The following is a 19,770-nucleotide window of genomic DNA, read 5'->3' as shown; positions in this document are numbered from 1 at the left end:
CGGATGATCGCATGGCATCGGCCGGCTACCATCGCGCGTTTCCGACCCGAAGGCCGACCATGCGCACGACGCTCCTCGCCGCCCTTCTCGCCCTGGCGCCCGCCGCGCTCGCGCAGTCGCCGCTGGCCACCGTCGCCGAGCGCAGCGGCTTTTCGCGCACGGGCCGCTACGAGGAAGTGATCGCACTCTGCGAGGCTTTCGCCAGGGCGCATGCGGACCGCGTGCGCTGCGAGAGCTTCGGCACCACGCCGGAAGGCCGCCCCATGAAGCTGCTGGTCGCCACGGCCACCGGCGCGTTCACCCCCGAGGCCGCGCGCGAACGCGGCATCCCGGTGACCCTGATGCAGGGCGGCATCCATGCCGGCGAGATCGACGGCAAGGACGCAGGCTTCCTCGCCCTTCGCGAGCTGCTGGAGGACGGCGCCGCCAGGGGTGCGCTCGCCAGGCAGGTCTTCGTCTTCGTGCCGGTGTTCAACGTGGACGGCCACGAGCGCTTCCGCGCCTGGAACCGCCCGAACCAGCGCGGACCGGAGGAGATGGGCTTTCGCGTGACCGCGCAGAACCTCAACCTCAACCGCGACTACATGAAGGCCGACGCGCCCGAGATGCGCGCGATGCTGGCCCTGCTGCAGCGCTGGGATCCGCTGGTCTACGTGGATCTGCACGTGACCGACGGGGCGAAGTTCGAGCACGACGTCTCCATCCAGGTCGAACCGGTCAACGGCGGCGACGAGCCGCTGCGCGCGGCCGGCCTGGCCCTGCGCAGCGGCACGATCGAGCGGCTCGCGAAACACGGCTCGCTGCCGCTGCCGTTCTATCCCTCGTTCGTGGTCAACGACGACCCCGCCTCCGGCTTCGTGGACGGCGTGGCGACACCGCGCTTCTCGCACGGCTACGCGATGCTGCGCAACCGCCTGGGCATGCTGGTCGAGACCCACTCCTGGCGCCCGTATCCGCACCGGGTGCGGGTGACGCGCAACACGATCCTCGCGGTGCTCGAGCAGGTCGCGCGTGACGGCCGGCGCTGGCAGGCACTGGCCGCTGCGGCCGATGCCCGCGCCCGCGCGCTGGGCGGCACACAGGTCGCGCTCGACTACCAGGCCACCGAGGCCGTGCGCAGCATCCGGTTCCGCGGCTATGCCTACACGCGCGCGCCGTCGGAGGTTTCGGGCGCGCTGATGACGCGCTACGACGAAACCCGCCCGCAGGTCTGGACCGTGCCACTGCGCGACGTGATCGTGCCGCGTACGCTCGTCACCGCGCCGCGCGCCGGCTATGTCGTCCCCGCGGCCTGGGCCGAGCGGGTGGCGGCCAAGCTCGATGCGCACGGCGTGCGCTACGAGCGCCTGGCCACGCCGGTTGCCGATGTGGACGCCGAGGCCTGGCGCGCCCGCACGATGCGGTTCACCGGCGAGTCCTTCGAGGGCCGCCAGCGGCTGACGCTGGACGGCGCGTGGACGCGCGAGCGTCATTCGCTGGGCGCGGGCGCGCTGTACGTGCCGATCGCGCAGGATCTCTCCCGCGTAGCGATCGGCCTGCTGGAGCCGAACGCTCCGGACGCGCTGGCCGGCTGGGGCCTGTTCAACGCGGCCTTCGAGCGCAAGGAGTACATGGAGGACTACGTCGCCGAGGAGGAGGCCGAGAAGATGCTCGTCGCCGATCCCGCCCTGCGCGCCGAGTTCGAACGCCGCCTGCGCGAGGACGCGGCCTTCGCGAAGGATCCGCAGGCGCGGCTGGAGTTCTTCTACCGCCGCCATGCCGCCTGGGACGAGCGCTACGGCCTGTACCCGGTGCTGCGCGTGGACCGGGACCCGCGCTGACGCCCGCGCCATGGGCGTCGGCGTAGGCTCGCAGCCACGTCGAGGAGGTCGCCATGCGCTTGCCACGCCACGCCCCGTTCGCCATCGCCCTGCTGCTCGCCGGCTGCCAGGCCACCAGCCGTGGCGAGGGCAGCGGCCCGCCGCGGCGCGCGCCGGCCGACCCCGGCGTCGGCACCGCGCAGCCCGCGCGCGATACGGTCATCCTCGGGCAAGCGACCTACCGCGAGCGCGTGAAAATGCCGCCCGGCGCCTCGCTGACCGTCGAGCTGCTGGCGGTCGACACCGCGACGCCGCGGGTACTCGCCACCGCGAAGTGGCCCGACGTGGCCGGCCCGCCGATCCCGTTCTCCCTGCCCTATGACGGCGCGCGCGTGCCAGCCGCCGGCCGCTACGCCCTGCAGGCCGAGCTGGTCGGCCCCGACGGCGAGCGCTGGTTCGCGACCCCCGCCCCCGTACCGGTCGTGCCCGGCGAAGGCCGGCCCGTGAAGCTGCTGCTCCATCGCGCCAGCGGGCGCATCGCCGCCGTCCCGCCTGATGCGACGCCAGGCAGCGCGCATCACTGGGAATGCGGCGAACTGGGCGTCATGTCGCGCCATCCCGCCGGCGCGGGAACGGTGCGCCTGGACGCCAACGCCCGCAGCTGGACCCTTCCGCTGGCGCGCTCGGCCTCCGGCGCGCGCTATGCCGACGCGGCGGGCAACGAGTTCTGGACCAAGGGCGCAAGCGGGCACTTCACGATCGACGGCGAGCCCGCGCGCGACTGCGTGCAGGCGCGGCAGCCCTCGCCCTGGAACCAGGCGCTGCTGCGCGGCGTGGCCTTCCGCGCGGTGGGCAACGAGCCGGGCTGGTTCGTGGAGGTCGACCGTGGCCCCGACCCACACCTGCGCGCATCGCTGGACTACGGCGAGCGCGAGCTCGATCTGGCCGCAAGGCCGCTGGCATCGGGCTTTTCGGCCCGTGCGGGCGTGGAGGACGTACGTCTCGTCATCGAGCGCCGCACGTGCGTGGACGGCATGAGCGGCCAGCGTTTCGAAGCCACGGCGACGCTGCAGGTGGGCACGCGGCGCTACACAGGCTGCGGCGGCTGGCTGGGCGAGTGACGCATCGCCAGGATGCAACTCGCGCGTCGATGCGCTTGCGTCGTGGGGAAATCGAAGATCCTCGAGCCACCCACAGGCTCCCGCGGCTGCAGCCGGGCAAGGCCGCGGGCCATGCAACGCACGACGGCGAAACGCTGGATGGAGCCATCGAAGGCCGCCGCCGGGAAGCCGTCCGCGGCACGCATTCCGCCGTTGCGATGGTCGATGCCGCATCGAAGGCTACACCGCTCTAGCGCAGGCCCAGCAGGCGCTCCAGCTCGAACGCGTCAGGGTAGGCATGGCCGAGCGCGGTGTTGTCCAGGATGACCCAGACCTCGCGCCCCTCGCGCCGGGCCTCGCGCATGGCGGTGGCCCAGGCCTGCAGGCGCTCGGGCCCATAGGCGTCGTAGTAGATCTTCGGCGAGCCGTGCAGGCGCCAGTAGGCCACCTCGCCCGCACCGCCCGGCTGCGCCGCGGCGGGAATGCGCGCCGGATCGGCCACGACGCGCCCGATGCGGTGGCGCGCCCACAGCGCATCGACACCCGCGTCGAACCACGTGGCATGCCGCGGCTCGCAGACCACCGGGCCCGGCACGCGCGCGCGAAGGGTCGCGAAGAAGGCGTCGGCGACGTCCGCGTCGAAGGCCAGGCTGGGTGGCAGCTGCACGAGCACGGGCCCCAGCCGGTCACCCAGGCCCTCGACCTGCCCGGCGAACGCGTCGACGATCGCATCCGTGTCGCGCAGGCGCGCCTGGTGCGTGGCCTGCCGCGGGAACTTCACCGCGAAGCGGAATCCGTCGGGCACCGAGTCGGCCCAGCGCGCGTAGGTCCTGCGCTGGTGCGGACGGTAGAAGGAGGAATTGATTTCGACGCAGCCGAGGCGGCGCGCATAACGCGCCAGGTGCGTGCCCTCACCCGGGAAATCGCAGGCATGCACGCTGGGCAGGCCCCAGCCTGCCGTACCGACGCGGAACCCTCGGGCGTTGATCGCCTGCATCGCGGAAGCCTCGACAGTGCCGGGCATCGGCGGCGTGACGTCAGCCTGCCGCACGCAGGGGCCAGCGCGCGACCACGTCGTAGCGCCCGTCGTGGCTGTGCACGAGAACGAAATCCTCGACGGGCCAGGACAACGGCTCCACCGGCACCTCGCGCATGCGGCCGGCCAGCCCGCGCAGCACGGTCACGTGCGGGGAAAACCGCTCGGCGCCGCGGCGCTGGACGCCGGCCTCGTCCAGCGCCTGGCCAAGCGCCGACCACAACGCGTCCAGCCCCGAATTCCCCGAAGGCGCCAGCCAGCCGACCCGGGCGCCGGGAAAGCCGCCTGCACGGTCGATGACGAGATGGAAGCCGCTGCAGTCCACCTGCCCGGCGGCCACCCGGCAGCGCTCGATGAGCGCATCGGGCGGCTCGGGCAGGCTGCCCAAAAAGTGCAGCGTCAGGTGGTACTTGGCCGGATCGATCCGATGGCCCGTGCCCCGGAAGGCCGCCACGCGGTCGGTCGCGCCGCGCATGGCCTCGCGCAGCGCGTCGGCTGGCCAGAGGGCGAAGAACAGGCGATGCGGGTCGCGCGGGCTGGAAACGGAGTCGGGCTGCATGCACGGCACTGTACGCACGGCCGGGTTCGCGCGGCTTCATGCCGCAGCCACGCGGCGGTGGCGAGGATCCCGCCCTACCCGAGCGAGCACCGCCATGGCCAAGAAGACCACGTCGAAAGGAAAGGACGCATCCCCCGCCAAGAAGCTCACGCGCCCCGGCCGCCAGCGCCCGATGGATCCGCAGCCGGAAACGATCCGCGCAAGCTACCGCGGAAGCGGCAAGCTCGAGGGCCGCGTCGCGCTGGTGACCGGCGGCGACAGCGGCATCGGACGCTCGGTGGCCGTGCACTTCGCCCGCGAAGGGGCGGACGTGGCAATCATGTACCTCGACGAGGACGGCGACGCGCGCGACACCGAGCGCATGGTGCAGGCCGAAGGCCGGCGCTGCCTGCTCATCAAGGGCGATGCACGCAGCGAGGCGCATTGCCGGCGCGCCGTGGAGCGGACGGTCCGGCAGCTGGGCGGGCTGAACATCCTCGTCAACAACCTGGCCGACCACGTATCGAAGGATGCGCTCGAGGACATCAGCGCCAGGCAGCTGCGCACGACCTTCGAGAACAACGTCTACCCCTACTTCTTCGTGACGCGCTTCGCGCTCGAGCACATGGGCCCGGGCGACGCGATCATCAACACCGGCTCGGTAACCTCGTTCCGCGGCAGCGAACACCTGCTCGACTACGCGAGCACCAAGGGGGCGATCGAGACCTTCACGTATTCCCTGGCCAAGAACGTGGTCGGGCGCGGCATCCGCGTGAACGGCGTGGCGCCGGGGCCGATCTGGACGCCGCTGATCACCTCCACCTACGACCGCAGGAAACAGAAGGAATTCGGGCGGGACACGCCCATGGGCCGAGCCGGCCAGCCCAGCGAACTCGGCCCGGCGTACGTGTTCCTGGCCAGCGAGGACGCCAGCTACGTCACCGGCCAGTTCATCCACGTCAATGGTGGCGGCTTCATCGGCTGAAATTCACGGCCTCGATACGAGGATGAACGCCCGCGTGGCGGGCCCCGGTCGTACCGGTGGCCTGCACCTGCCGCTCATGCGGGACGCGGGAGCATGCAGACACGGAGGTGGCAATGGCCAGGGCGCACGTGCTCGACGTTTCGCAGGGGACCCCGCGGGTCTCCCCAGCCGCATTGACGCTGGCGACGGTGCAGGCCGCGCGCGGCTTCGGGCTGGCTGCGCGCGACGTGGCCGCGCTGCTGGATACCGAGGCGGTCATCGCGGCCGAGCTCCTGTCGGGCGAGCGCATGCTCACGCCGGACAGCAAGGTGGGCAGCCGCGCCGTGCAGTTCGTGCGCCTGCACCGGGCGCTGGGCGACGTGTTCGGCTCCATCGAGCAGGCCCGGGCCTGGCTGGGGCGCGAGGAACCGGCCCTGGGTGCGCGCCCGGTGGAGCTGCTGCGGCAGGCCGGGGGCCTCGATCGCCTCGTGTCGCACATGGAGGCGCGCTGCAAGGACTGCCTGTGGTGAGCCGCGCTGCGCCGTAGCCGAATCAGGCGTCCAGTTCGGCCCAGCGCGCGTACGCGCCGTCGAGTTCGGCCTGCGCGGCCGCGAGCTCGGCGTTGTGGGCCGTGATGGCGGCGGCATCGCGCGTGTAGAAGGCCGGATCGCCCAGCGCGTCGGTGAGCATCGCGACCCTGGCCTCCAGCGCCTCGATGCGCGCCGGCAACTGCTCGAGTTCCTTCGATTCCCTGTAGCTGAGTTTTCGCCTGGCCGGCGCTGCCGTCGCCGCAGGCGTGGGCGTGGGCGCGCGCGCGGGTACCCGGGTCTCCTCGCGCGGGGCCTCGCGCGGCGCGGGTCGCTGCCGGAGCCAGTCGCTGTAGCCACCCACGTACTCGCCAACACGCCCCTCGCCTTCCATCACCAGCGTGGAGGTCACCACGCCGTCGAGGAAATCGCGATCGTGGCTGACCAGCAGCAGCGTGCCGGCGTAGTCCGCGAGCAGGTCCTCGAGCAGCTCCAGCGTTTCGACGTCGAGGTCGTTGGTCGGCTCGTCCATCACCAGCAGGTTCGAGGGCTGCGCGAACAGGCGCGCCAGCAGCAGGCGGTTGCGCTCGCCGCCGGAGAGCCGCGTGATCGGCGCACGCGCGCGTTCGGGCGTGAACAGGAAGTCCTGCAGGTAGCCGATGACGTGCTTGCGGCTGCCGTTGAGCTCGACGAACTCGCGGCCTTCGGCCACGTTCTCGATCGCGTTCCAGTCCTCGCGCAACGTGGCACGGTACTGGTCGAAATAGGCGATCTGCAGGCCGCTGCCGAGCTTCACCTCGCCGCTGTCGGGCGAGAGCTCGCCCAGCAGCGTCTTGAGCAGGGTGGTCTTGCCCGAGCCGTTGGGGCCGATCAGGCCGATGCGATCGCCACGGAAGATGGTGGTGGAGAAGCCACGCAGCAGTTCGCGGCCGCCGAGCGCGACCGAGACGTCCCGGGCCTCGATCACCTTGCGGCCCGAGGCCTCGGCCTGCGCGGCCTCCATGCGAACCTTGCCGGTCAGTTCGCGGCGCTGCGCGCGCTCCTCGCGCATGGCCTTCAACCGCCGCACGCGGCCCTCGTCGCGGGTGCGGCGCGCCTTGATGCCCTGGCGGATCCAGACCTCCTCCTGCGCGAGCAGCTTGTCGAAACGCGCGTTCTCCTGCGCCTCGGCGTGCAGGCGCTCCTCGCGGCGCCGCAGGTAGTTCTCCCAGTCCCCCGGCCAGCTGGTGAGCGCGCCGCGGTCGATCTCGACGATGCGGGTGGCCAGCGAACGCATGAAGCGGCGATCGTGCGTGATGAATACCAAGGTGCCGCGCCAGGACCTGAGGAAGGCTTCGAGCCAGTCGATGGACTCGATGTCGAGGTGGTTGGTGGGCTCGTCGAGCAGCAGTACGTCCGGCTGCGAGACGAGCGCGCGCGCCAGCATCACGCGGCGCCGCATGCCGCCCGAGAGCTTGGCGAACGGCGCTTCCCCGTCCAGCGAAAGGCGGGTGAGCACTTCCGACACGCGCTGGTCGAGCGACCAGGCATCGGCCGCCTCGATGCGCGCCTGCACCTCGGCGAGCGCCGCGGCGTCGACGACGGCGGCCGCGCTCAGGTGGTGGAAGCGCGCGAGCAGCTCGCCCGCCCCGCCCAGCCCGCCCGCGACCACGTCGAAGACCTGCCCCGCGGTGTCGGCCGGCACCTCCTGCTCCAGCCGGGCGACGCGCACGCCGTCCTCCCGGCGGATCTCGCCGTCGTCGGGCTGCAGCTCGCCCGAGAGCAGCTTGAGCAGCGTGGACTTGCCGGCGCCGTTGCGGCCGATGACGGCGATGCGCTCGCCGGGCTCGATGGACAGCTGGACGCCGTCCAGCAGGAGCGGGCCGCCGACGCTGAAGTCGACCGCCTGGAGGGTGATCAGGGGCATGCCGCCATTCTACGGGCGGCGGCCCGGCTCAACGCGAACGTGCGTCGACCGTCACCGTCACCCATGTCGCAAGCCAGCCACCGCCGGAGGGCCGCGCCTGGATGCGCACCAGATCGCCGGGCTCCAGTTGCGTCGCGCCCACCGGCTGGCCGCGACGGTCGAAGCGCGTGCGCTCGTCGTACCAGACCTGCTCGACGCGGCCCGTGTAGCCGCCCCGCGTGACCTCGATCAGGCGGCGCCGCGGATCCACGTAGCGCACCGCGGCCTCGAAGGAGCCGGCGTCGCCGCCGTAATAGCCGCCCTCGCGCACGTTGTGCGTGACCTCGATGCTGCGGGCCCGGAGCCGGCGGCCGTCATCGACCACGTCGATCCGTACCCGGTCGCCGGGCTCCAGTCCGCCCACGTCCTGCTCGCGCCCCCGGTAGAACAGGCGCGTGCCGCTGTCGACCCAGACTTCGATGCTGGAGCCGTAGGGCCCGTAGCCGCCCTCGCTGGCCAGCCGCAGCCGGCCGCTGGACGGGTCAAAGGCCTGCACGCTGCCGGCAACGACCTGCGAGCCGTAGCCGCGGTCGGGGTAACCGTAGGGATCGCCACCGTAGCCGCGATCCGGGTAACCGTAGGGATCGCCGCCACCGGGGTAGCTGCCCGGGAAACCGGCGCAGCCACCGAGCAGCAGGGCCAGCGGCAGGCCGAGGAGGACGTGCATGCTCCGCCACCGTTGGATCGCCATGGGCCTGCCTCCGTGTCGGAAGCCGGCAGGGTGGCGCACGCGCGGTGAAGCGTCGGTCGTCAGGAGCTGCAGGAGAGCATGGAACAGCCCGCCTTGCGGCGCGCCCAGTCCGGCCGCCGCGCGGCGAAGCGTTCCTGGCCCGGCTGGTCGTCGTAGGGCCGGCGCAATACGTCCATGAGCACATGCAGTTCGGAAAGATCGCCGCTGGTGGCCGCCTCGATGGCCTGCTGGGCGAGGTAGTTGCGCAGCACGTAGCGCGGATTCGCCCGCCGCATGCGCTCGCGGCGCACGTCTGGCGCTTCGGCGTCGGCAGCCAGCCGCGTGGCATAGCGCGCCAGCCATGCCCGCAGCGCCGGCTCGCCCGAGCTGCGCTTGTCCTCGTCGTAGAACGCCCCGGCCAGTGGCGCGATGTCGCCCGAGGCGGGGTCGACGTCGGCCAGCCCGCGGAAGAACAGCGTCATGTCGACCTCCGTCGCGTGCATCCAGGCCTGCAGGTCCTCCATCAGCTGCAGGTCGCCCTCGCGGAACGAGGCGAGGCCGAGCTTGGCGACGGCGTTCTCGCGCTCGACGCGTTCGTAGGTGCCCACGTACCGCGCGAGGCCGTCCTGCAGTGGTTCGACATCGTCGGCCAGGGTGGCGATGGCGCCCGCCAGCCGCCCCAGGTTCCAGTAGGCCACCGCCGCCTGCTGGCCGAAGCGGTAGCGGCGCCGCTGGGCGTCGGTGGTATTGGGCGTCCAGTCCGGGTCGTAGTCGTCGATCCAGCCGTAGGGGCCGTAGTCGATCGTCAGGCCGAGGATGGACATGTTGTCGGTGTTCATCACGCCGTGGACGAAGCCCACGCGCATCCAGTGCCCGATCAACACCGCCGTGCGCTCGCAGACCTCGGCGAACCAGGCGCCGACGGCGTCGGGCGCGGATGCGTCCAGGTGGGGGAAATCGCGGCGGATGCAGAAATCGAACAGGCGGCGCAGGAGGCCGGTGTCGCCTCGCGAGGCCGGCAGCTCGAAATGCCCGAAGCGGATGAACGAAGGCGCGACGCGGCAGACCACCGCGCCCGGCTCCGGCGCGGGATGGCCGTCGTAGAACATGTCGCGCACCACCTGCTCGCCGGTACCCACCAGGCTGAGCGCACGCGTGGTCGGCACGCCGAGATGGTGCATGGCCTCGCTGCACAGGAATTCGCGGATGGACGAGCGCAGCACCGCCCGGCCGTCGGCCGTGCGCGAATACGGCGTGGGCCCGGCCCCCTTGAGCTGCAGCTCCCAGCGTTCGCCGGCGGCGTTCACGACCTCGCCCAGCGTGATCGCCCGCCCGTCGCCCAGCTGCCCCGCCCAGTGGCCGAACTGGTGGCCGCCGTAGTTGCCGGCATAGGGCTGCATGCCGGCGAGCAGGGCGTTGCCGCCGAAGATCGCGGCGAACTCGGGCGTCGCCGCGTCGGCTTCGTCCAGGCCCAGCGCGTCGAGCATCTCGCGCCATACCGCGAGCACGCGCGGCGCGGCCACCGGAGTAGGTTCCACCGCCGACCACAGCGCGCCCTGCACCTGGCACCGCGTGTTGGCGGCCACCGGGTCGCCGGGCAGCTCGCGCACGAAGGCATTGTCGAAACGCAGCGCGCCCAGGCTCATGCGGCGCGTCCTGCAGGACGGAGGGAGAAATGGGGATCGACCATGCGCGGCACGCGGGCGGGCGCGCCAGCGTAGCCGCCAGGACATGAACTCCGCGCCTGCATTCGCGCGGCGCATGAGGGTGCTGCGGGTAGACTGCCGCCCCCGACCGGCCCGCCCGGCGCTGCCAGAGCTCCCCCATGAGCGCCGAAAACGATCCCCAATCCATCGCCTTCACCGACCTGGCGCTGCCCGAGCCGCTGCTGCGCGCGCTGGCCGATGTCGGCTACGAGACCCCCTCGCCCATCCAGGCGGCCACCATCCCGCCGCTGCTGGAAGGCCGCGACCTGATCGGCCAGGCGCAGACCGGTACCGGCAAGACGGCGGCCTTCGCGTTGCCCATCCTGGCGCGCATCGACGCCGGCGTGGCGAGCCCGAAGCCGCAGGCGCTGGTACTCGCGCCCACGCGCGAACTCGCCATCCAGGTGGCCGAAGCCTTCCAGAAGTACGCCCACTACCTGCCCGGCTTCCACGTGCTGCCGATCTACGGCGGCCAGGGCTATGGCACGCAGCTGCACGCCCTGCGCCGTGGCGTGCAGGTCGTCGTCGGCACGCCGGGCCGCGTCATCGACCACCTGCGCCGCGGCACGCTGGACCTCTCCGAACTGCGCTGCCTGGTGCTGGACGAGGCCGACGAGATGCTGCGCATGGGCTTCATCGACGACGTGCAGGCCGTGCTCGACGCCACCCCGCCCACGCGGCAGGTCGCGCTGTTCTCCGCCACGATGCCGCCGCCGATCCGGCGCATCGCGCAGACCTACCTGAAGGAACCTGTCGAGATCGCGATCCGCGCGACCACCACCACGGCCGCCAACATCCGCCAGCGCTACGTGGCCGTGAGCGGCCACCACAAGCTCGACGCGATCACCCGCGTGCTGGAGGCCGAGACCTTCGACGCGATGATCGTGTTCGCGCGCACCAAGATCGCCACCGAGGAGCTCGCCGAGAAGCTGGCCGCCCGCGGCATCGCGGCGGCGGCGCTCAACGGCGACGTGCAGCAGGCCCAGCGCGAGAAGATCGTGCAGCAGCTCAAGGACGGCCGCATCGACGTGCTGGTGGCCACCGACGTGGCCGCGCGCGGGCTGGACGTGGAGCGCATCAGCCACGTCCTCAACTACGACATCCCCTACGACACCGAGAGCTACGTGCACCGCATCGGCCGCACCGGCCGCGCGGGCCGCACGGGCGAGGCCATCCTGTTCGTGACCCCGCGCGAGCGCGGCATGTTGCGCGCCATCGAGCGCGCCACGCGCCAGCCCATCGAGCCGATGGAGCCGCCGAGCATCGAGGCCGTGAACGAGCGCCGGGTCGACCGTTTTCTCTCGCGCATCTCCGAGGCGCTGGAGTCGCCGGACCTGGGCACCTACCGCGAGCTGATCGAACGCTTCGAGCAGGAGCGCAACGTGCCCGCGGTGGAGATCGCCGCCGCCCTGGCGCGCCTGCTGCAGGGCGAGTCGCCGTTGCTGATGGATGCCAGCCACGATCCGCTGCGCGAGGCGCCGCGGCACGCGCGCGACGAGCGCGGCACGCGCGCGCCGCGCGAGCGTGGCGCGTACCCGGACCGCCCGCAGCGCGCGGAGCGGCCCGAGCGTGCACGCTTCGACCGCGAGCCGCGACCACCCCGCCCCGAGCGTACCTACGACCGGCCCGAGCGCGGCGAGCCCCCGGTGCAGGCCGAGCGCAGGACGCACGTCGATGTCGACCGCCCCCATGCCGCCCGGGCCGGCGAACACGGCGAAGCCGGTGCGCGAAGCGACTTCGACCGCAGCGGCCCGCGTTTCGAGCGCGACCGCGCCCCGCGTGACGAGCGCCCCGTGCGCAACGACGCCGAGCGCCTGTTCGACGAACGCCCGCGCGAGCGCGCGCCGCGCCAGGCGCCGGAGGTCGGCATGGAGACCTTCCGTATCGAGGTCGGCCACCAGCACGGGGTGAAGCCGGGCAACATCGTGGGCGCCATCGCGAACGAAGCCGATCTCGAGAGCCGCTACATCGGCCGCATCGACATCCGCGACTCGTACACCCTGATCGATCTGCCCGAGGGGATGCCGCACGAGCTGATGGAGCACCTGAGGCGCGTGCGCGTGGCCGGGCAGCAGCTCAAGATCAGCCGCGATACGGGGGCACCACCCCGGCGCGGCGGGGCCGGCGAAGGCGACCGCCCGCGGCCCGGTGGCCCGCGCCGCGGCGGCCCCGGTGGATTCGGCGGCCGCCCGCCCCGCCGCGAGCGCTGAGCGCGCCGGCAGGACGCGCATCGGCACGACCCTGTCCCGCGGGTGCCCGATGCCGCCGGCATGCGGGCCGGTCGCGTGCCGAGCCGGCGTCAGGGAGACGCCGGCGCCGGCGCTGCCTCCAGCCGTCGGCGCACCTCGCCTTCCAGCCCCTTGAGCCCCCAGGCGCGGCCGACCTCGATCGCCTCCTCGGCCGGTCGCCCCTCGATCCACGCCGCGCGAAGCGCCGCCATCGCGCCGACCCGGTTGCCGCTGGCGCAATGCACCAGCACCGGCCGTTCGGCATCGCGCAGCAGCGCGTCGAACCTGCGGACGTTCTCCGGCGTGAGGTCCTTCGCACCGGCCAGTGGCAGGTTGGCGTAGGCCAGCCCGGCCTCGCGCACGGCGGTGGCCGCATCGAAATCCGGCGTCTCGGCATCCGGCGTGAGGTCGATCACCTGGCGGATGCCGGCGTCACGCACGCCGGCCAGCTCGCCGGGCCCGAGCCGCCCGCCCGACACGATGCCGGGCGCAGCCACGACCGCATTCGGCACCGGCGGCAATTCGTTCGCAATGGCCGGCGTGCCGGCGGCCGTCAGTGAGAGTGCGGTGGCGAGGAGTAGGACAGAGGGAAGCTTCATGGCGACGAGCCTCGGCGCGGTTGACCAGCCGGTGGATGAAAAGCCCTGCGGGCCGCCGGGGGAACGAAGGTCCGGGGCCTGTGCGGGCAACGCCCGCACGCGCGGGCGCGGACCGGAACAGTATCGCGCGGCATCCCACTCCAGGCCGAACGGCGCGGGCTGCGCATCCAGGGGCAAGCACCCCGTCCCGCGTGACACGCGGATCAGGAGCGCCCGGCGCTCGCCGCGGCGAAGTACGAGGCACGACGCATCGCGGCGCCGACGCGGCCGCGGCAGACGGGCCCGCGTCGGGGGGGCCGTCCCGCATCGCTACTGCAGGTTGATGCGCGCGTTCTCGCCGAGGTTGCCGGGGTTGCTGGTCACCGCGGTCAACAGGAAGTACAGCGCCTTCCCGGCCGCGCTGCCCGGGCCGTCCCAGTACTCGGCGCTCTGCGCCTCGATGCGCAGCATGCAGAGGTTCGGATCGTCCTTGCCCTGCGGGAAGAACATGGACATCGCGGGCGTCCAGTGCGCCTCGATGGTCGCGCGGTCGCGCGTGACGCTGGCGATGCCGGAAATCGAGACGTAGGTGTTCGCGTCCTTCGACGCGTAGGCCACGTTGACCTGCGGATTGGCTTCGATCTCGCGGACCTTCTCGCTGTCGAAACCGGTGACGAACCAGAGGTCGCCATCGCGCTCCACGCCCTGGGTGCCGAGCGGGCGGCTGAAGAGGCGGCCGTCTTCACCCTGCGTCGTGAGCATGGCCACGTGCATGCCCTCGATGAGGCTGCGCAGCTTCTCGAGGCCCGCTTCGCGATCGGGCGCGTGGCGGGCGGTGTCCTGTCGGTCCATGTCGCGTTCCGTGGGCATGGGGAACCACCATGCAAACCGACCCGCGGGCAACGCCGGGTGAAACGTCAGCGGCCGCCCTGTGCAGGCGTGTCGTCGACCAGGGGCTGCAGGGCCGGGTCCAGCGCGACGCGGCCGTCGAAGACGAAGCAGCGGCCCTGGTAGCCGAAGCCGCCCACCTCCTCGAAGTAGCCCAGGATGCCGCCGTCGAGCTGCAGCAGGTTGGGCATGCCGTCGGCCTGCATGAACAGCGCGGCCTTTTCGCAGCGGATGCCGCCGGTGCAGAAGCTCACGACGGTCGCGTCCGCCAGCGCCTCGCGATGCGGTTCGAGCGCGGCGGGAAGCTCGGTGAAGTTGTCGATGGGAAGCGTGAGTGCCCCTTCGAACGTGCCGTAGCCGAATTCCTCGCGGTTGCGCGTGTCCAGCAGCACCAGGCGACGACCCGCATCATCCCGCCCCTGCGCGATCCAGCGCGCGAGCGTCGCCGGGGCCACGGCGGGTGCACGGGATTCCAGGGGCGCGCTGCCCTCGCGTCGGAACGTGATGATCTCGGGCTTGACCTTGACCTTGAGCCGGCCGAAGGGCTGCGCCCGGCTCCAGCTGCGCTTGGCCGCGAGCGCGGCGAAGCCCGGCTCGGCGCGCACCTCGTCCAGCACGGTCTCCACGCCGGCCTCGCTGCCGGCCAGGAACAGGTTCACGCCCTCGGGGGCGACGAGGATCGTGCCGCGGACGTCCGCGGCCTCCGCACGCCCGCGCAGGCGCCCGGCCAGCGCATCGGGAGCGGCCACGGGAGCGAACTGGTAGGCGGCGACGTTGAGCAGCATCCCGCCATTCTAGGCGGCACGCCTCAGCCCGGGACCGCGTGCAGGTAGGCCAGCGGCCGCGGCGAGACTACGAACGTACGCCCGTTGTGGTCCTGCTTGAAGACGAAGCCGTGCACCATCTCCAGCGCGTCGGGCAGCCAGAACACGCGCGGCTCCAGCCGGAAGTGGCCCTCCCAGCCGGCCGCGATGGCGGCGTCCTTGGCCGCCTCCCAGCTGCGCAGGAAGGCCAGCGCCGCGGTGCTGTCGATACCCTCGCGCGGGTCGCTGCCCTCGCAGGGCACCGCCAGCGCGGCCAGCGTCTCGCGAACGGTCGCCAGGTGGTGCCAGCCGTAGTCGATCGGCCCGGTCTCGTAGACGTGCCAGCTCATGCATTCACTCCACGGGCAGGCAGCGCCGTCACCACGGGACGGAAAGCCCCAGGTGCGGGGCCAGCAGCCAGTAGGCCAGCCCCAGCACCACGACCCACAGCAACAGGCGCACGAACAGGCCCACCGCCTTGAAGGCGAGCCAGGCGGCGGCGACGAGGACGAGCAGCGCGACCCAGCTCATGCGCGGGTTCCGTACGGGTAATGGGACCGACTATCCACGATCGCCCCCGACCGGCGCCAGCCGCAGGTCCTGGAAGTCGAAGCTGAAGTCGGTCAGCGGCGATATCGCCTCCATCCGGACCTCGCGGATGCATCCGTCGTGGTCGAGGTCGAAGTCGACGAAGGCATCGGCATTGAGCCAGCGCTGGTCCCAGCGCACGATGAAGCTGTCGTGCTGCCAGTGCTCGAGCCGGCCAACGAGGTTCTTCGAGCGCGCGAAGCGTAGCTGCAGCCCGTCGCCGCGGGGTTCCACCACCACCTCGCCGTACCACGGGTCGCGGTAGGTGCCCGCATAGCGAGCGAGCGGCAGCGAGGGCTTGGACGCCGCGTCGCGGCGGGCCACGTGGGCCTGCCAGTCCGCGTCCGCGTCGCCGTGCGCCTTGTCGAACGCGGCGCCATAGGCGGCGACCCAGTCGGTACGTGGCACGTCGAGGAATGTATCGAGCGCGCTGTAGGTGATCGCATTGAAGGCCTGGCCGACCTCGGCATTGGTCAGCACGACCACGCCGAGCCTGGCCTCGGGCACCATCGTCAGGCGCGAGACCATGCCCGGCCAGCCACCGGTATGCCAGACCAGGCGCCGGCCGCGGTAGTCCGACAGCATCCAGCCCTCGCCATAGCCGAGAAAATTCGGCTTCGACGCGCCCAGCTGCGGCACGGCCGGCCTGGCGGGCACGTTCATCGGCATGATCACCTGCCAGGATGCGTGGTGACGTGCCTCGCTCACCAGGCGCCTGGCGCCGGCGCCCTCGCCGGCGATCACGCCGCCGTCGAGCTGCACCCGCATCCAGCGCGCCATGTCGCGCACGTTCGAGTACATGCCTCCCGCCCCGGCCACGTTGGACCAGGTCATGCGCGGCGCGGGCCGAAGGTCCTTGAAATCGGCCTTCGCATGGCCCGTGGCGACCTCGTCGCCCCGGCGCAGATGGTCGGCGTTGTACCGCGTGGCGCGCATGCCGAGCGGATCGAGGATGCGGGTCTGCAGGAAGCGCTCGAAGCTCTGCCCGCTCGCCTTCTCGATGACCAGCTGCGCGACGCCGTAGAGGATGTTGTCGTAGGCGTAGCGGTCACGGAAACCGCCGGTGAGCGGCACGTGGCGCAGGCGACGCGCGACCTCCTCCCCCGTGTAGTCCGTCTCCGGCCAGTACAGCAGGTCGCCCGCGCCCAGGCTCAGGCCGCTGCGGTGCGCGAGCAGGTCGCGCAGGCGCATCTCGCGGGTCACGTACGGGTCCGACATCTGGAACCAGGGCAGGTGGTCGACCACGCGGTCGTCCAGGCTCAGCTTCTTCTCGTCGGCGAGGATCGACAGCGCCGTCGCGGTGAACGCCTTGGTGTTGGACGCGATGGCGAACAGGGTGTCGGACGTGACCGCGCCGGGCTTTCCGAGCTCGCGCACGCCGAAGCCGCGTTCGTAGACCACCTGCCCGTCCTTGACGATGGCCACGGCGACGCCGGGCACGTCGAAGCGTTTGCGCGTGGCTTCGATGGCGGCGTCGAGCGCGGCGAAGTCGCGGGCCTGGGCATCGACGGGCACCGTCTGCGCGAAGGCCTGCTGCGGGGACGAGGCGAAGGCCAGCGCGAGCGCGCAGGCGGCGATGAGGCGTGCAGTCATGCGGCGGCGGATCCTGATCGTGCGGCCGACGATACCCGACGCCCGCCGCCGCAGGCATGCTGTGCGCCCTGCCACGGAGCCCATGATGTCCACACGCCCCCTCCCGCTCCCCGGCCTGGCCGTCGTCGGTGGCGGCCCTGCCGGCCTGATGGCGGCCGAGACCGCGCGCGCGGCCGGCGTGGAAGTGGACGTCTTCGAGGCGAAGGGCTCGGTCGGCCGCAAGTTCCTGATCGCGGGCAAGGGCGGGCTGAATCTCACGCACTCGCTGCCGCGCCCTGCCTTCGACGCGCGCTACCGCGAGCGCCAGGAGGCCGTGGCGGCGTGGCTGGACGGTTTCGACGCCCATGCCCTGCGCGACTGGGCGCGAGGGCTCGGCATCGAGACCTTCGTCGGCACCTCCGGACGCGTGTTCCCCGTCGACCTCAAGGCCGCGCCGCTGCTGCGCGGCTGGGTGCGGCGCCTGCGCGAGTCGGGCGTGCGTTTCCATGTCCAGCACCGCTGGACCGGCTTCGATGGCCAGGCGCTGCGGTTCGAGACGCCCGACGGCGAACGCGCGTTCGCCGCGCCCGCCACCGTGTTCGCCCTGGGCGGCGCGAGCTGGCCCGAGCTCGGCTCCGACGGCGCCTGGGTCGCGCCCTTCGCGCAGGCCGGCATCGACGTCGCCCCCCTGCGGCCCGCCAACTGCGGCTTCGACATCGCCTGGACGCCGCATTTCGCCGCGCGTTTCGCCGGCACCCCGCTCAAGCCCGTGGTCGCCCACTGGACAGACGTGCATGGCGCCGCGCGCGAACTGCAGGGCGAGTGCGTGGTGAGCCGGGCCGGGATCGAGGGGTCGCTGATCTACGCGTTGGCCGCGGATCTGCGCGAAGCGATCGAGCGCGAAGGAGCCACGACGCTGCATCTGGACCTCGTGCCCGGCCGCGACGAAACCGCCCTGCGCGCCGCCCTCGCCCGTCCGCGTGGAGGCCGTAGCCTGGGCGAGCACCTGCGACGGCAGGCCGGTATCGCGCCGGTGCAGGCGGGGCTGCTGGTGGAAGCCCTCGGCCACCCGCTGCCGGCCGATCCGCTGCGGCTGGCCGCCACGCTCAAGCGGCTGCCGCTGCGGCTGGCCTCGCCGCGGCCGATCGCCGAAGCCATCAGCAGCGCGGGCGGCGTGCGGCTGGAAGCGGTCGACGAGAACCTGATGCTCCAGGGCCGCCCGGGAACCTTCGTGGCCGGCGAGATGCTCGACTGGGAAGCCCCCACCGGCGGCTACCTGCTGACCGCCTGCTTCGCCAGCGGCCTGCGGGCCGGACGCGGGGCCGCCGCCTTCATCGCCTCGCAGGGCTCAAGCCCGCCCCTGCCGAGCCGATAAGCTCTGCGACGGCTGCCACGCCCGGTGGCCGCGGTGCGCGCCGGAAACGCGCAAGGAACAGGAAACCATCATGAGCGCCCGTCCCACCGTCCTGCTCTGCGACGACTCCCGCGCGCTGCGCATGCTCACCGCGCAGCAGATCGACGCCTGTGGCTACGACCTGGCCGGCGAGGCCGAGAACGGTGCGCGCGCCGTCGAGCAGTACCAGGCGCTGCGGCCCAGCGTCGTGCTGCTGGACCTGGTGATGCCGCAGGTCGACGGCAAGGAGGCCTTGCGGCGGATCCTGGAGCTCGACCCCGATGCGCGCGTGGTCGTGCTCAGTTCGCTGGGCGCGCAGAACGACATCGAGCAGTGCCTGCGCATGGGCGCGCGCAGCTACCTGCAGAAGCCGATCGACCGCGACACGCTGGCGCGCGTGCTCGCCGACGTCGTGGCCGCCTGAGGAACGCGCGCATGGCAGCCAAGTTCTTCGGCCAGTTCCTGCTGGAAAAGGGCGTCATCAGCTCCGCGCAGCTGCTGCGCGCGCTCGACGTGCAGCGCGCGTCCAACCCTGCGCTGGGCGAGATCGCGGTGGAGTTCGGCATGCTGACCGCATCGCAGGCGCTGACCATCAACGAGCGCCAGCGTCGCGAGGACAAGCGCTTCGGCGACATCGCCCAAGCCATGGGCCTGCTCACGGGCGAGGAGGTCGCGCAGCTGCTCGACACGCAGAAGGCGCGGCGCAAGCTGTTCGGCGAGATCCTGGTCGAGGAAGGCTTCCTCGACGCCGCGCGCCTGGAAGCCGAGCTGCGCGAGCACGCCGGCGAGCGCGACGATGCCATGCGCTCGCTGGACGGCATGCTCGCCGCGCACCAGCACGGCCGGCGCGTCGCCAATGCCATCGCCGCCTGCAACAAGCTCTTCCCGCGCCTGCTGCGCACGCAGTGCCAGTTCTCCGCGGTGGTCGACCCGGCCGCGCTTCCGGCCTTCGGGGCGGTGGCCATCGTCCGCGTGGCCGCCGACCGCCCGCTGGTGATCGGCCTGGCCGCCGACGACGCCACGGTCGCCGCGCTCGGCGCCGCCTTCATGTCCCTGCCGGTCGACGCCTGCGACGCGGAGCTCGCGCGCGATGCCTATGGCGAGCTCGTCAACGTGCTCATGGGCTATGTCGTGAAGGACTCGCTGCCCGAGGATGCCGCCTACCGCGCCGAGCCGCCCGACTTCTCGACGACGCTCCCCGCGCTCGCCGCCGAGGGCCAGGTCCTGGTGGCCATGGCCTCCCAGCTCGGCCCGTTCGTCCTCGTCATCGGCTGAGGTCGCCGACGCCGGAGCCCGGGCGGCGGCCACGGGGTGGCCGGGTCGCCCCGCTGGGTGCGCCGCGGGTGATGCGCGGCGGCGCTGGAGCCGTCTCCGCGCTCCGTCCGTCCGCTGCAACTGCCGCCAGTCGGCGCCCTGCCCTGCCGCGGCACGGATC

At 72.4% G+C, this 19,770-nt stretch carries 19 protein-coding genes; 8 read left to right on the top strand and 11 right to left on the bottom strand.

Going from position 1 to position 19,770, the window contains the following annotated elements; all coding sequences use genetic code 11:
• Nucleotides 1-59: 59 nt before the first annotated feature.
• Nucleotides 60-1,820 carry a M14 family zinc carboxypeptidase gene (locus EYQ95_RS13705; protein ID WP_132327801.1) on the top strand — a complete coding sequence of 587 codons (1,761 nt, stop codon included), beginning with the start codon at nucleotides 60-62 and terminating at the stop codon, nucleotides 1,818-1,820.
• A 53-nt stretch (nucleotides 1,821-1,873) separates the two neighbouring features.
• Nucleotides 1,874-2,920 (top strand): YbaY family lipoprotein, encoded by a 1,047-nt coding sequence (locus tag EYQ95_RS13700; protein ID WP_132327776.1) that lies wholly within the window; start codon nucleotides 1,874-1,876, stop codon nucleotides 2,918-2,920.
• 229 nt (nucleotides 2,921-3,149) lie between these two features.
• Here EYQ95_RS13700 and EYQ95_RS13695 read toward each other — a convergent pair whose 3' ends face one another.
• Entirely contained in the window at nucleotides 3,150-3,896 is a 747-nt protein-coding gene (locus EYQ95_RS13695) for a DUF72 domain-containing protein (RefSeq protein WP_132327775.1), read from the bottom strand.
• A 40-nt stretch (nucleotides 3,897-3,936) separates the two neighbouring features.
• The gene (thpR, locus tag EYQ95_RS13690) at nucleotides 3,937-4,494 is read right to left on the bottom strand and encodes an RNA 2',3'-cyclic phosphodiesterase (RefSeq protein WP_132327774.1); all 558 of its coding nucleotides are present in this window, start codon (nucleotides 4,492-4,494) and stop codon (nucleotides 3,937-3,939) included.
• Nucleotides 4,495-4,588: 94 nt separating this feature from the next.
• Between thpR and EYQ95_RS13685 the strand changes: the two genes are divergently transcribed.
• Both EYQ95_RS13685 and EYQ95_RS13680 read left to right on the top strand, forming a co-directional pair.
• Nucleotides 4,589-5,458 (top strand): SDR family oxidoreductase, encoded by an 870-nt coding sequence (locus EYQ95_RS13685; protein WP_132327773.1) that lies wholly within the window; start codon nucleotides 4,589-4,591, stop codon nucleotides 5,456-5,458.
• A gap of 113 nt (nucleotides 5,459-5,571) precedes the next feature.
• Nucleotides 5,572-5,967, top strand: a complete 396-nt coding sequence (locus EYQ95_RS13680; RefSeq protein WP_132327772.1) for an antitoxin Xre/MbcA/ParS toxin-binding domain-containing protein — start codon at nucleotides 5,572-5,574, stop codon at nucleotides 5,965-5,967.
• 22 nt (nucleotides 5,968-5,989) lie between these two features.
• Here the strand turns inward: EYQ95_RS13680 and EYQ95_RS13675 are convergent, their stop codons facing one another.
• The 3 genes from EYQ95_RS13675 to EYQ95_RS13665 form a co-directional block, all read right to left on the bottom strand.
• Nucleotides 5,990-7,870, bottom strand: coding sequence for an ATP-binding cassette domain-containing protein (locus tag EYQ95_RS13675; protein WP_132327771.1), 1,881 nt, complete (start codon nucleotides 7,868-7,870; stop codon nucleotides 5,990-5,992).
• 28 nt (nucleotides 7,871-7,898) lie between these two features.
• Nucleotides 7,899-8,576: a DUF5666 domain-containing protein gene (locus tag EYQ95_RS13670; protein WP_132327770.1), complete on the bottom strand. Its 678-nt coding sequence runs from the start codon at nucleotides 8,574-8,576 to the stop codon at nucleotides 7,899-7,901.
• Nucleotides 8,577-8,659: 83 nt separating this feature from the next.
• On the bottom strand, nucleotides 8,660-10,219 hold the full coding sequence (locus tag EYQ95_RS13665) for a YdiU family protein (RefSeq protein ID WP_132327800.1): 1,560 nt from the start codon (nucleotides 10,217-10,219) through the stop codon (nucleotides 8,660-8,662).
• A gap of 185 nt (nucleotides 10,220-10,404) precedes the next feature.
• On the opposite strand from EYQ95_RS13665, the gene EYQ95_RS13660 reads away from it, so the two are divergent.
• Nucleotides 10,405-12,495 (top strand): DEAD/DEAH box helicase, encoded by a 2,091-nt coding sequence (locus tag EYQ95_RS13660; protein WP_243699930.1) that lies wholly within the window; start codon nucleotides 10,405-10,407, stop codon nucleotides 12,493-12,495.
• Nucleotides 12,496-12,584: 89 nt separating this feature from the next.
• Here the strand turns inward: EYQ95_RS13660 and EYQ95_RS13650 are convergent, their stop codons facing one another.
• From EYQ95_RS13650 to EYQ95_RS13630, 6 genes are all read right to left on the bottom strand, one after another.
• Entirely contained in the window at nucleotides 12,585-13,112 is a 528-nt protein-coding gene (locus tag EYQ95_RS13650) for a beta-lactamase hydrolase domain-containing protein (protein ID WP_132327769.1), read from the bottom strand.
• Between the two features lie 309 nt (nucleotides 13,113-13,421).
• Complete coding sequence (locus EYQ95_RS13645) at nucleotides 13,422-13,943, bottom strand: pyridoxamine 5'-phosphate oxidase family protein (RefSeq protein WP_132327768.1); 522 nt, start codon at nucleotides 13,941-13,943, stop codon at nucleotides 13,422-13,424.
• Nucleotides 13,944-14,008: 65 nt separating this feature from the next.
• Nucleotides 14,009-14,764 carry a sulfurtransferase gene (locus EYQ95_RS13640; protein ID WP_132327767.1) on the bottom strand — a complete coding sequence of 252 codons (756 nt, stop codon included), beginning with the start codon at nucleotides 14,762-14,764 and terminating at the stop codon, nucleotides 14,009-14,011.
• 23 nt (nucleotides 14,765-14,787) lie between these two features.
• Nucleotides 14,788-15,132, bottom strand: a complete 345-nt coding sequence (locus EYQ95_RS13635) for a hypothetical protein (RefSeq protein WP_132327766.1) — start codon at nucleotides 15,130-15,132, stop codon at nucleotides 14,788-14,790.
• 28 nt (nucleotides 15,133-15,160) lie between these two features.
• Complete coding sequence (locus EYQ95_RS26380) at nucleotides 15,161-15,313, bottom strand: hypothetical protein (RefSeq protein WP_165924737.1); 153 nt, start codon at nucleotides 15,311-15,313, stop codon at nucleotides 15,161-15,163.
• 30 nt (nucleotides 15,314-15,343) lie between these two features.
• Nucleotides 15,344-16,963: a serine hydrolase gene (locus EYQ95_RS13630; RefSeq protein ID WP_132327765.1), complete on the bottom strand. Its 1,620-nt coding sequence runs from the start codon at nucleotides 16,961-16,963 to the stop codon at nucleotides 15,344-15,346.
• An 85-nt stretch (nucleotides 16,964-17,048) separates the two neighbouring features.
• On the opposite strand from EYQ95_RS13630, the gene EYQ95_RS13625 reads away from it, so the two are divergent.
• The 3 genes from EYQ95_RS13625 (at nucleotide 17,049) to EYQ95_RS13615 (ending at nucleotide 19,610) form a co-directional block, all read left to right on the top strand.
• A complete protein-coding gene (locus EYQ95_RS13625) occupies nucleotides 17,049-18,317 on the top strand; it encodes a TIGR03862 family flavoprotein (protein ID WP_132327764.1) in 1,269 nt (422 codons plus the stop codon).
• Between the two features lie 70 nt (nucleotides 18,318-18,387).
• The gene (locus EYQ95_RS13620; RefSeq protein WP_243699929.1) at nucleotides 18,388-18,759 is read left to right on the top strand and encodes a response regulator; all 372 of its coding nucleotides are present in this window, start codon (nucleotides 18,388-18,390) and stop codon (nucleotides 18,757-18,759) included.
• An 11-nt stretch (nucleotides 18,760-18,770) separates the two neighbouring features.
• Complete coding sequence (locus EYQ95_RS13615; RefSeq protein WP_132327762.1) at nucleotides 18,771-19,610, top strand: chemotaxis protein CheX; 840 nt, start codon at nucleotides 18,771-18,773, stop codon at nucleotides 19,608-19,610.
• Nucleotides 19,611-19,770: the final 160 nt, after the last annotated feature.

The sequence above is a fragment of the Lysobacter sp. N42 genome, from assembly GCF_004344885.1.
Note: the sequence above shows the minus strand (reverse complement) of the source record. Positions and strands in the feature narration are given on the sequence as shown.

Coding starts and splice junctions, on each gene's coding strand:
- EYQ95_RS13640 (WP_132327767.1), bottom strand. CDS start 14,764: ATGCTGCTCAACGTCGCCGCCTACCAGTTCGCTCCCGTGGCCGCTCCC.
- EYQ95_RS13695 (WP_132327775.1), bottom strand. CDS start 3,896: ATGCAGGCGATCAACGCCCGAGGGTTCCGCGTCGGTACGGCAGGCTGG.
- EYQ95_RS13645 (WP_132327768.1), bottom strand. CDS start 13,943: ATGGACCGACAGGACACCGCCCGCCACGCGCCCGATCGCGAAGCGGGC.
- EYQ95_RS13630 (WP_132327765.1), bottom strand. CDS start 16,963: ATGACTGCACGCCTCATCGCCGCCTGCGCGCTCGCGCTGGCCTTCGCC.
- EYQ95_RS13660 (WP_243699930.1), top strand. CDS start 10,405: ATGAGCGCCGAAAACGATCCCCAATCCATCGCCTTCACCGACCTGGCG.
- EYQ95_RS13675 (WP_132327771.1), bottom strand. CDS start 7,870: ATGCCCCTGATCACCCTCCAGGCGGTCGACTTCAGCGTCGGCGGCCCG.
- EYQ95_RS26380 (WP_165924737.1), bottom strand. CDS start 15,313: ATGAGCTGGGTCGCGCTGCTCGTCCTCGTCGCCGCCGCCTGGCTCGCC.
- EYQ95_RS13615 (WP_132327762.1), top strand. CDS start 18,771: ATGGCAGCCAAGTTCTTCGGCCAGTTCCTGCTGGAAAAGGGCGTCATC.
- thpR (WP_132327774.1), bottom strand. CDS start 4,494: ATGCAGCCCGACTCCGTTTCCAGCCCGCGCGACCCGCATCGCCTGTTC.
- EYQ95_RS13670 (WP_132327770.1), bottom strand. CDS start 8,576: ATGCACGTCCTCCTCGGCCTGCCGCTGGCCCTGCTGCTCGGTGGCTGC.
- EYQ95_RS13680 (WP_132327772.1), top strand. CDS start 5,572: ATGGCCAGGGCGCACGTGCTCGACGTTTCGCAGGGGACCCCGCGGGTC.
- EYQ95_RS13705 (WP_132327801.1), top strand. CDS start 60: ATGCGCACGACGCTCCTCGCCGCCCTTCTCGCCCTGGCGCCCGCCGCG.
- EYQ95_RS13625 (WP_132327764.1), top strand. CDS start 17,049: ATGTCCACACGCCCCCTCCCGCTCCCCGGCCTGGCCGTCGTCGGTGGC.
- EYQ95_RS13620 (WP_243699929.1), top strand. CDS start 18,388: ATGAGCGCCCGTCCCACCGTCCTGCTCTGCGACGACTCCCGCGCGCTG.
- EYQ95_RS13635 (WP_132327766.1), bottom strand. CDS start 15,132: ATGAGCTGGCACGTCTACGAGACCGGGCCGATCGACTACGGCTGGCAC.
- EYQ95_RS13685 (WP_132327773.1), top strand. CDS start 4,589: ATGGCCAAGAAGACCACGTCGAAAGGAAAGGACGCATCCCCCGCCAAG.
- EYQ95_RS13700 (WP_132327776.1), top strand. CDS start 1,874: ATGCGCTTGCCACGCCACGCCCCGTTCGCCATCGCCCTGCTGCTCGCC.
- EYQ95_RS13650 (WP_132327769.1), bottom strand. CDS start 13,112: ATGAAGCTTCCCTCTGTCCTACTCCTCGCCACCGCACTCTCACTGACG.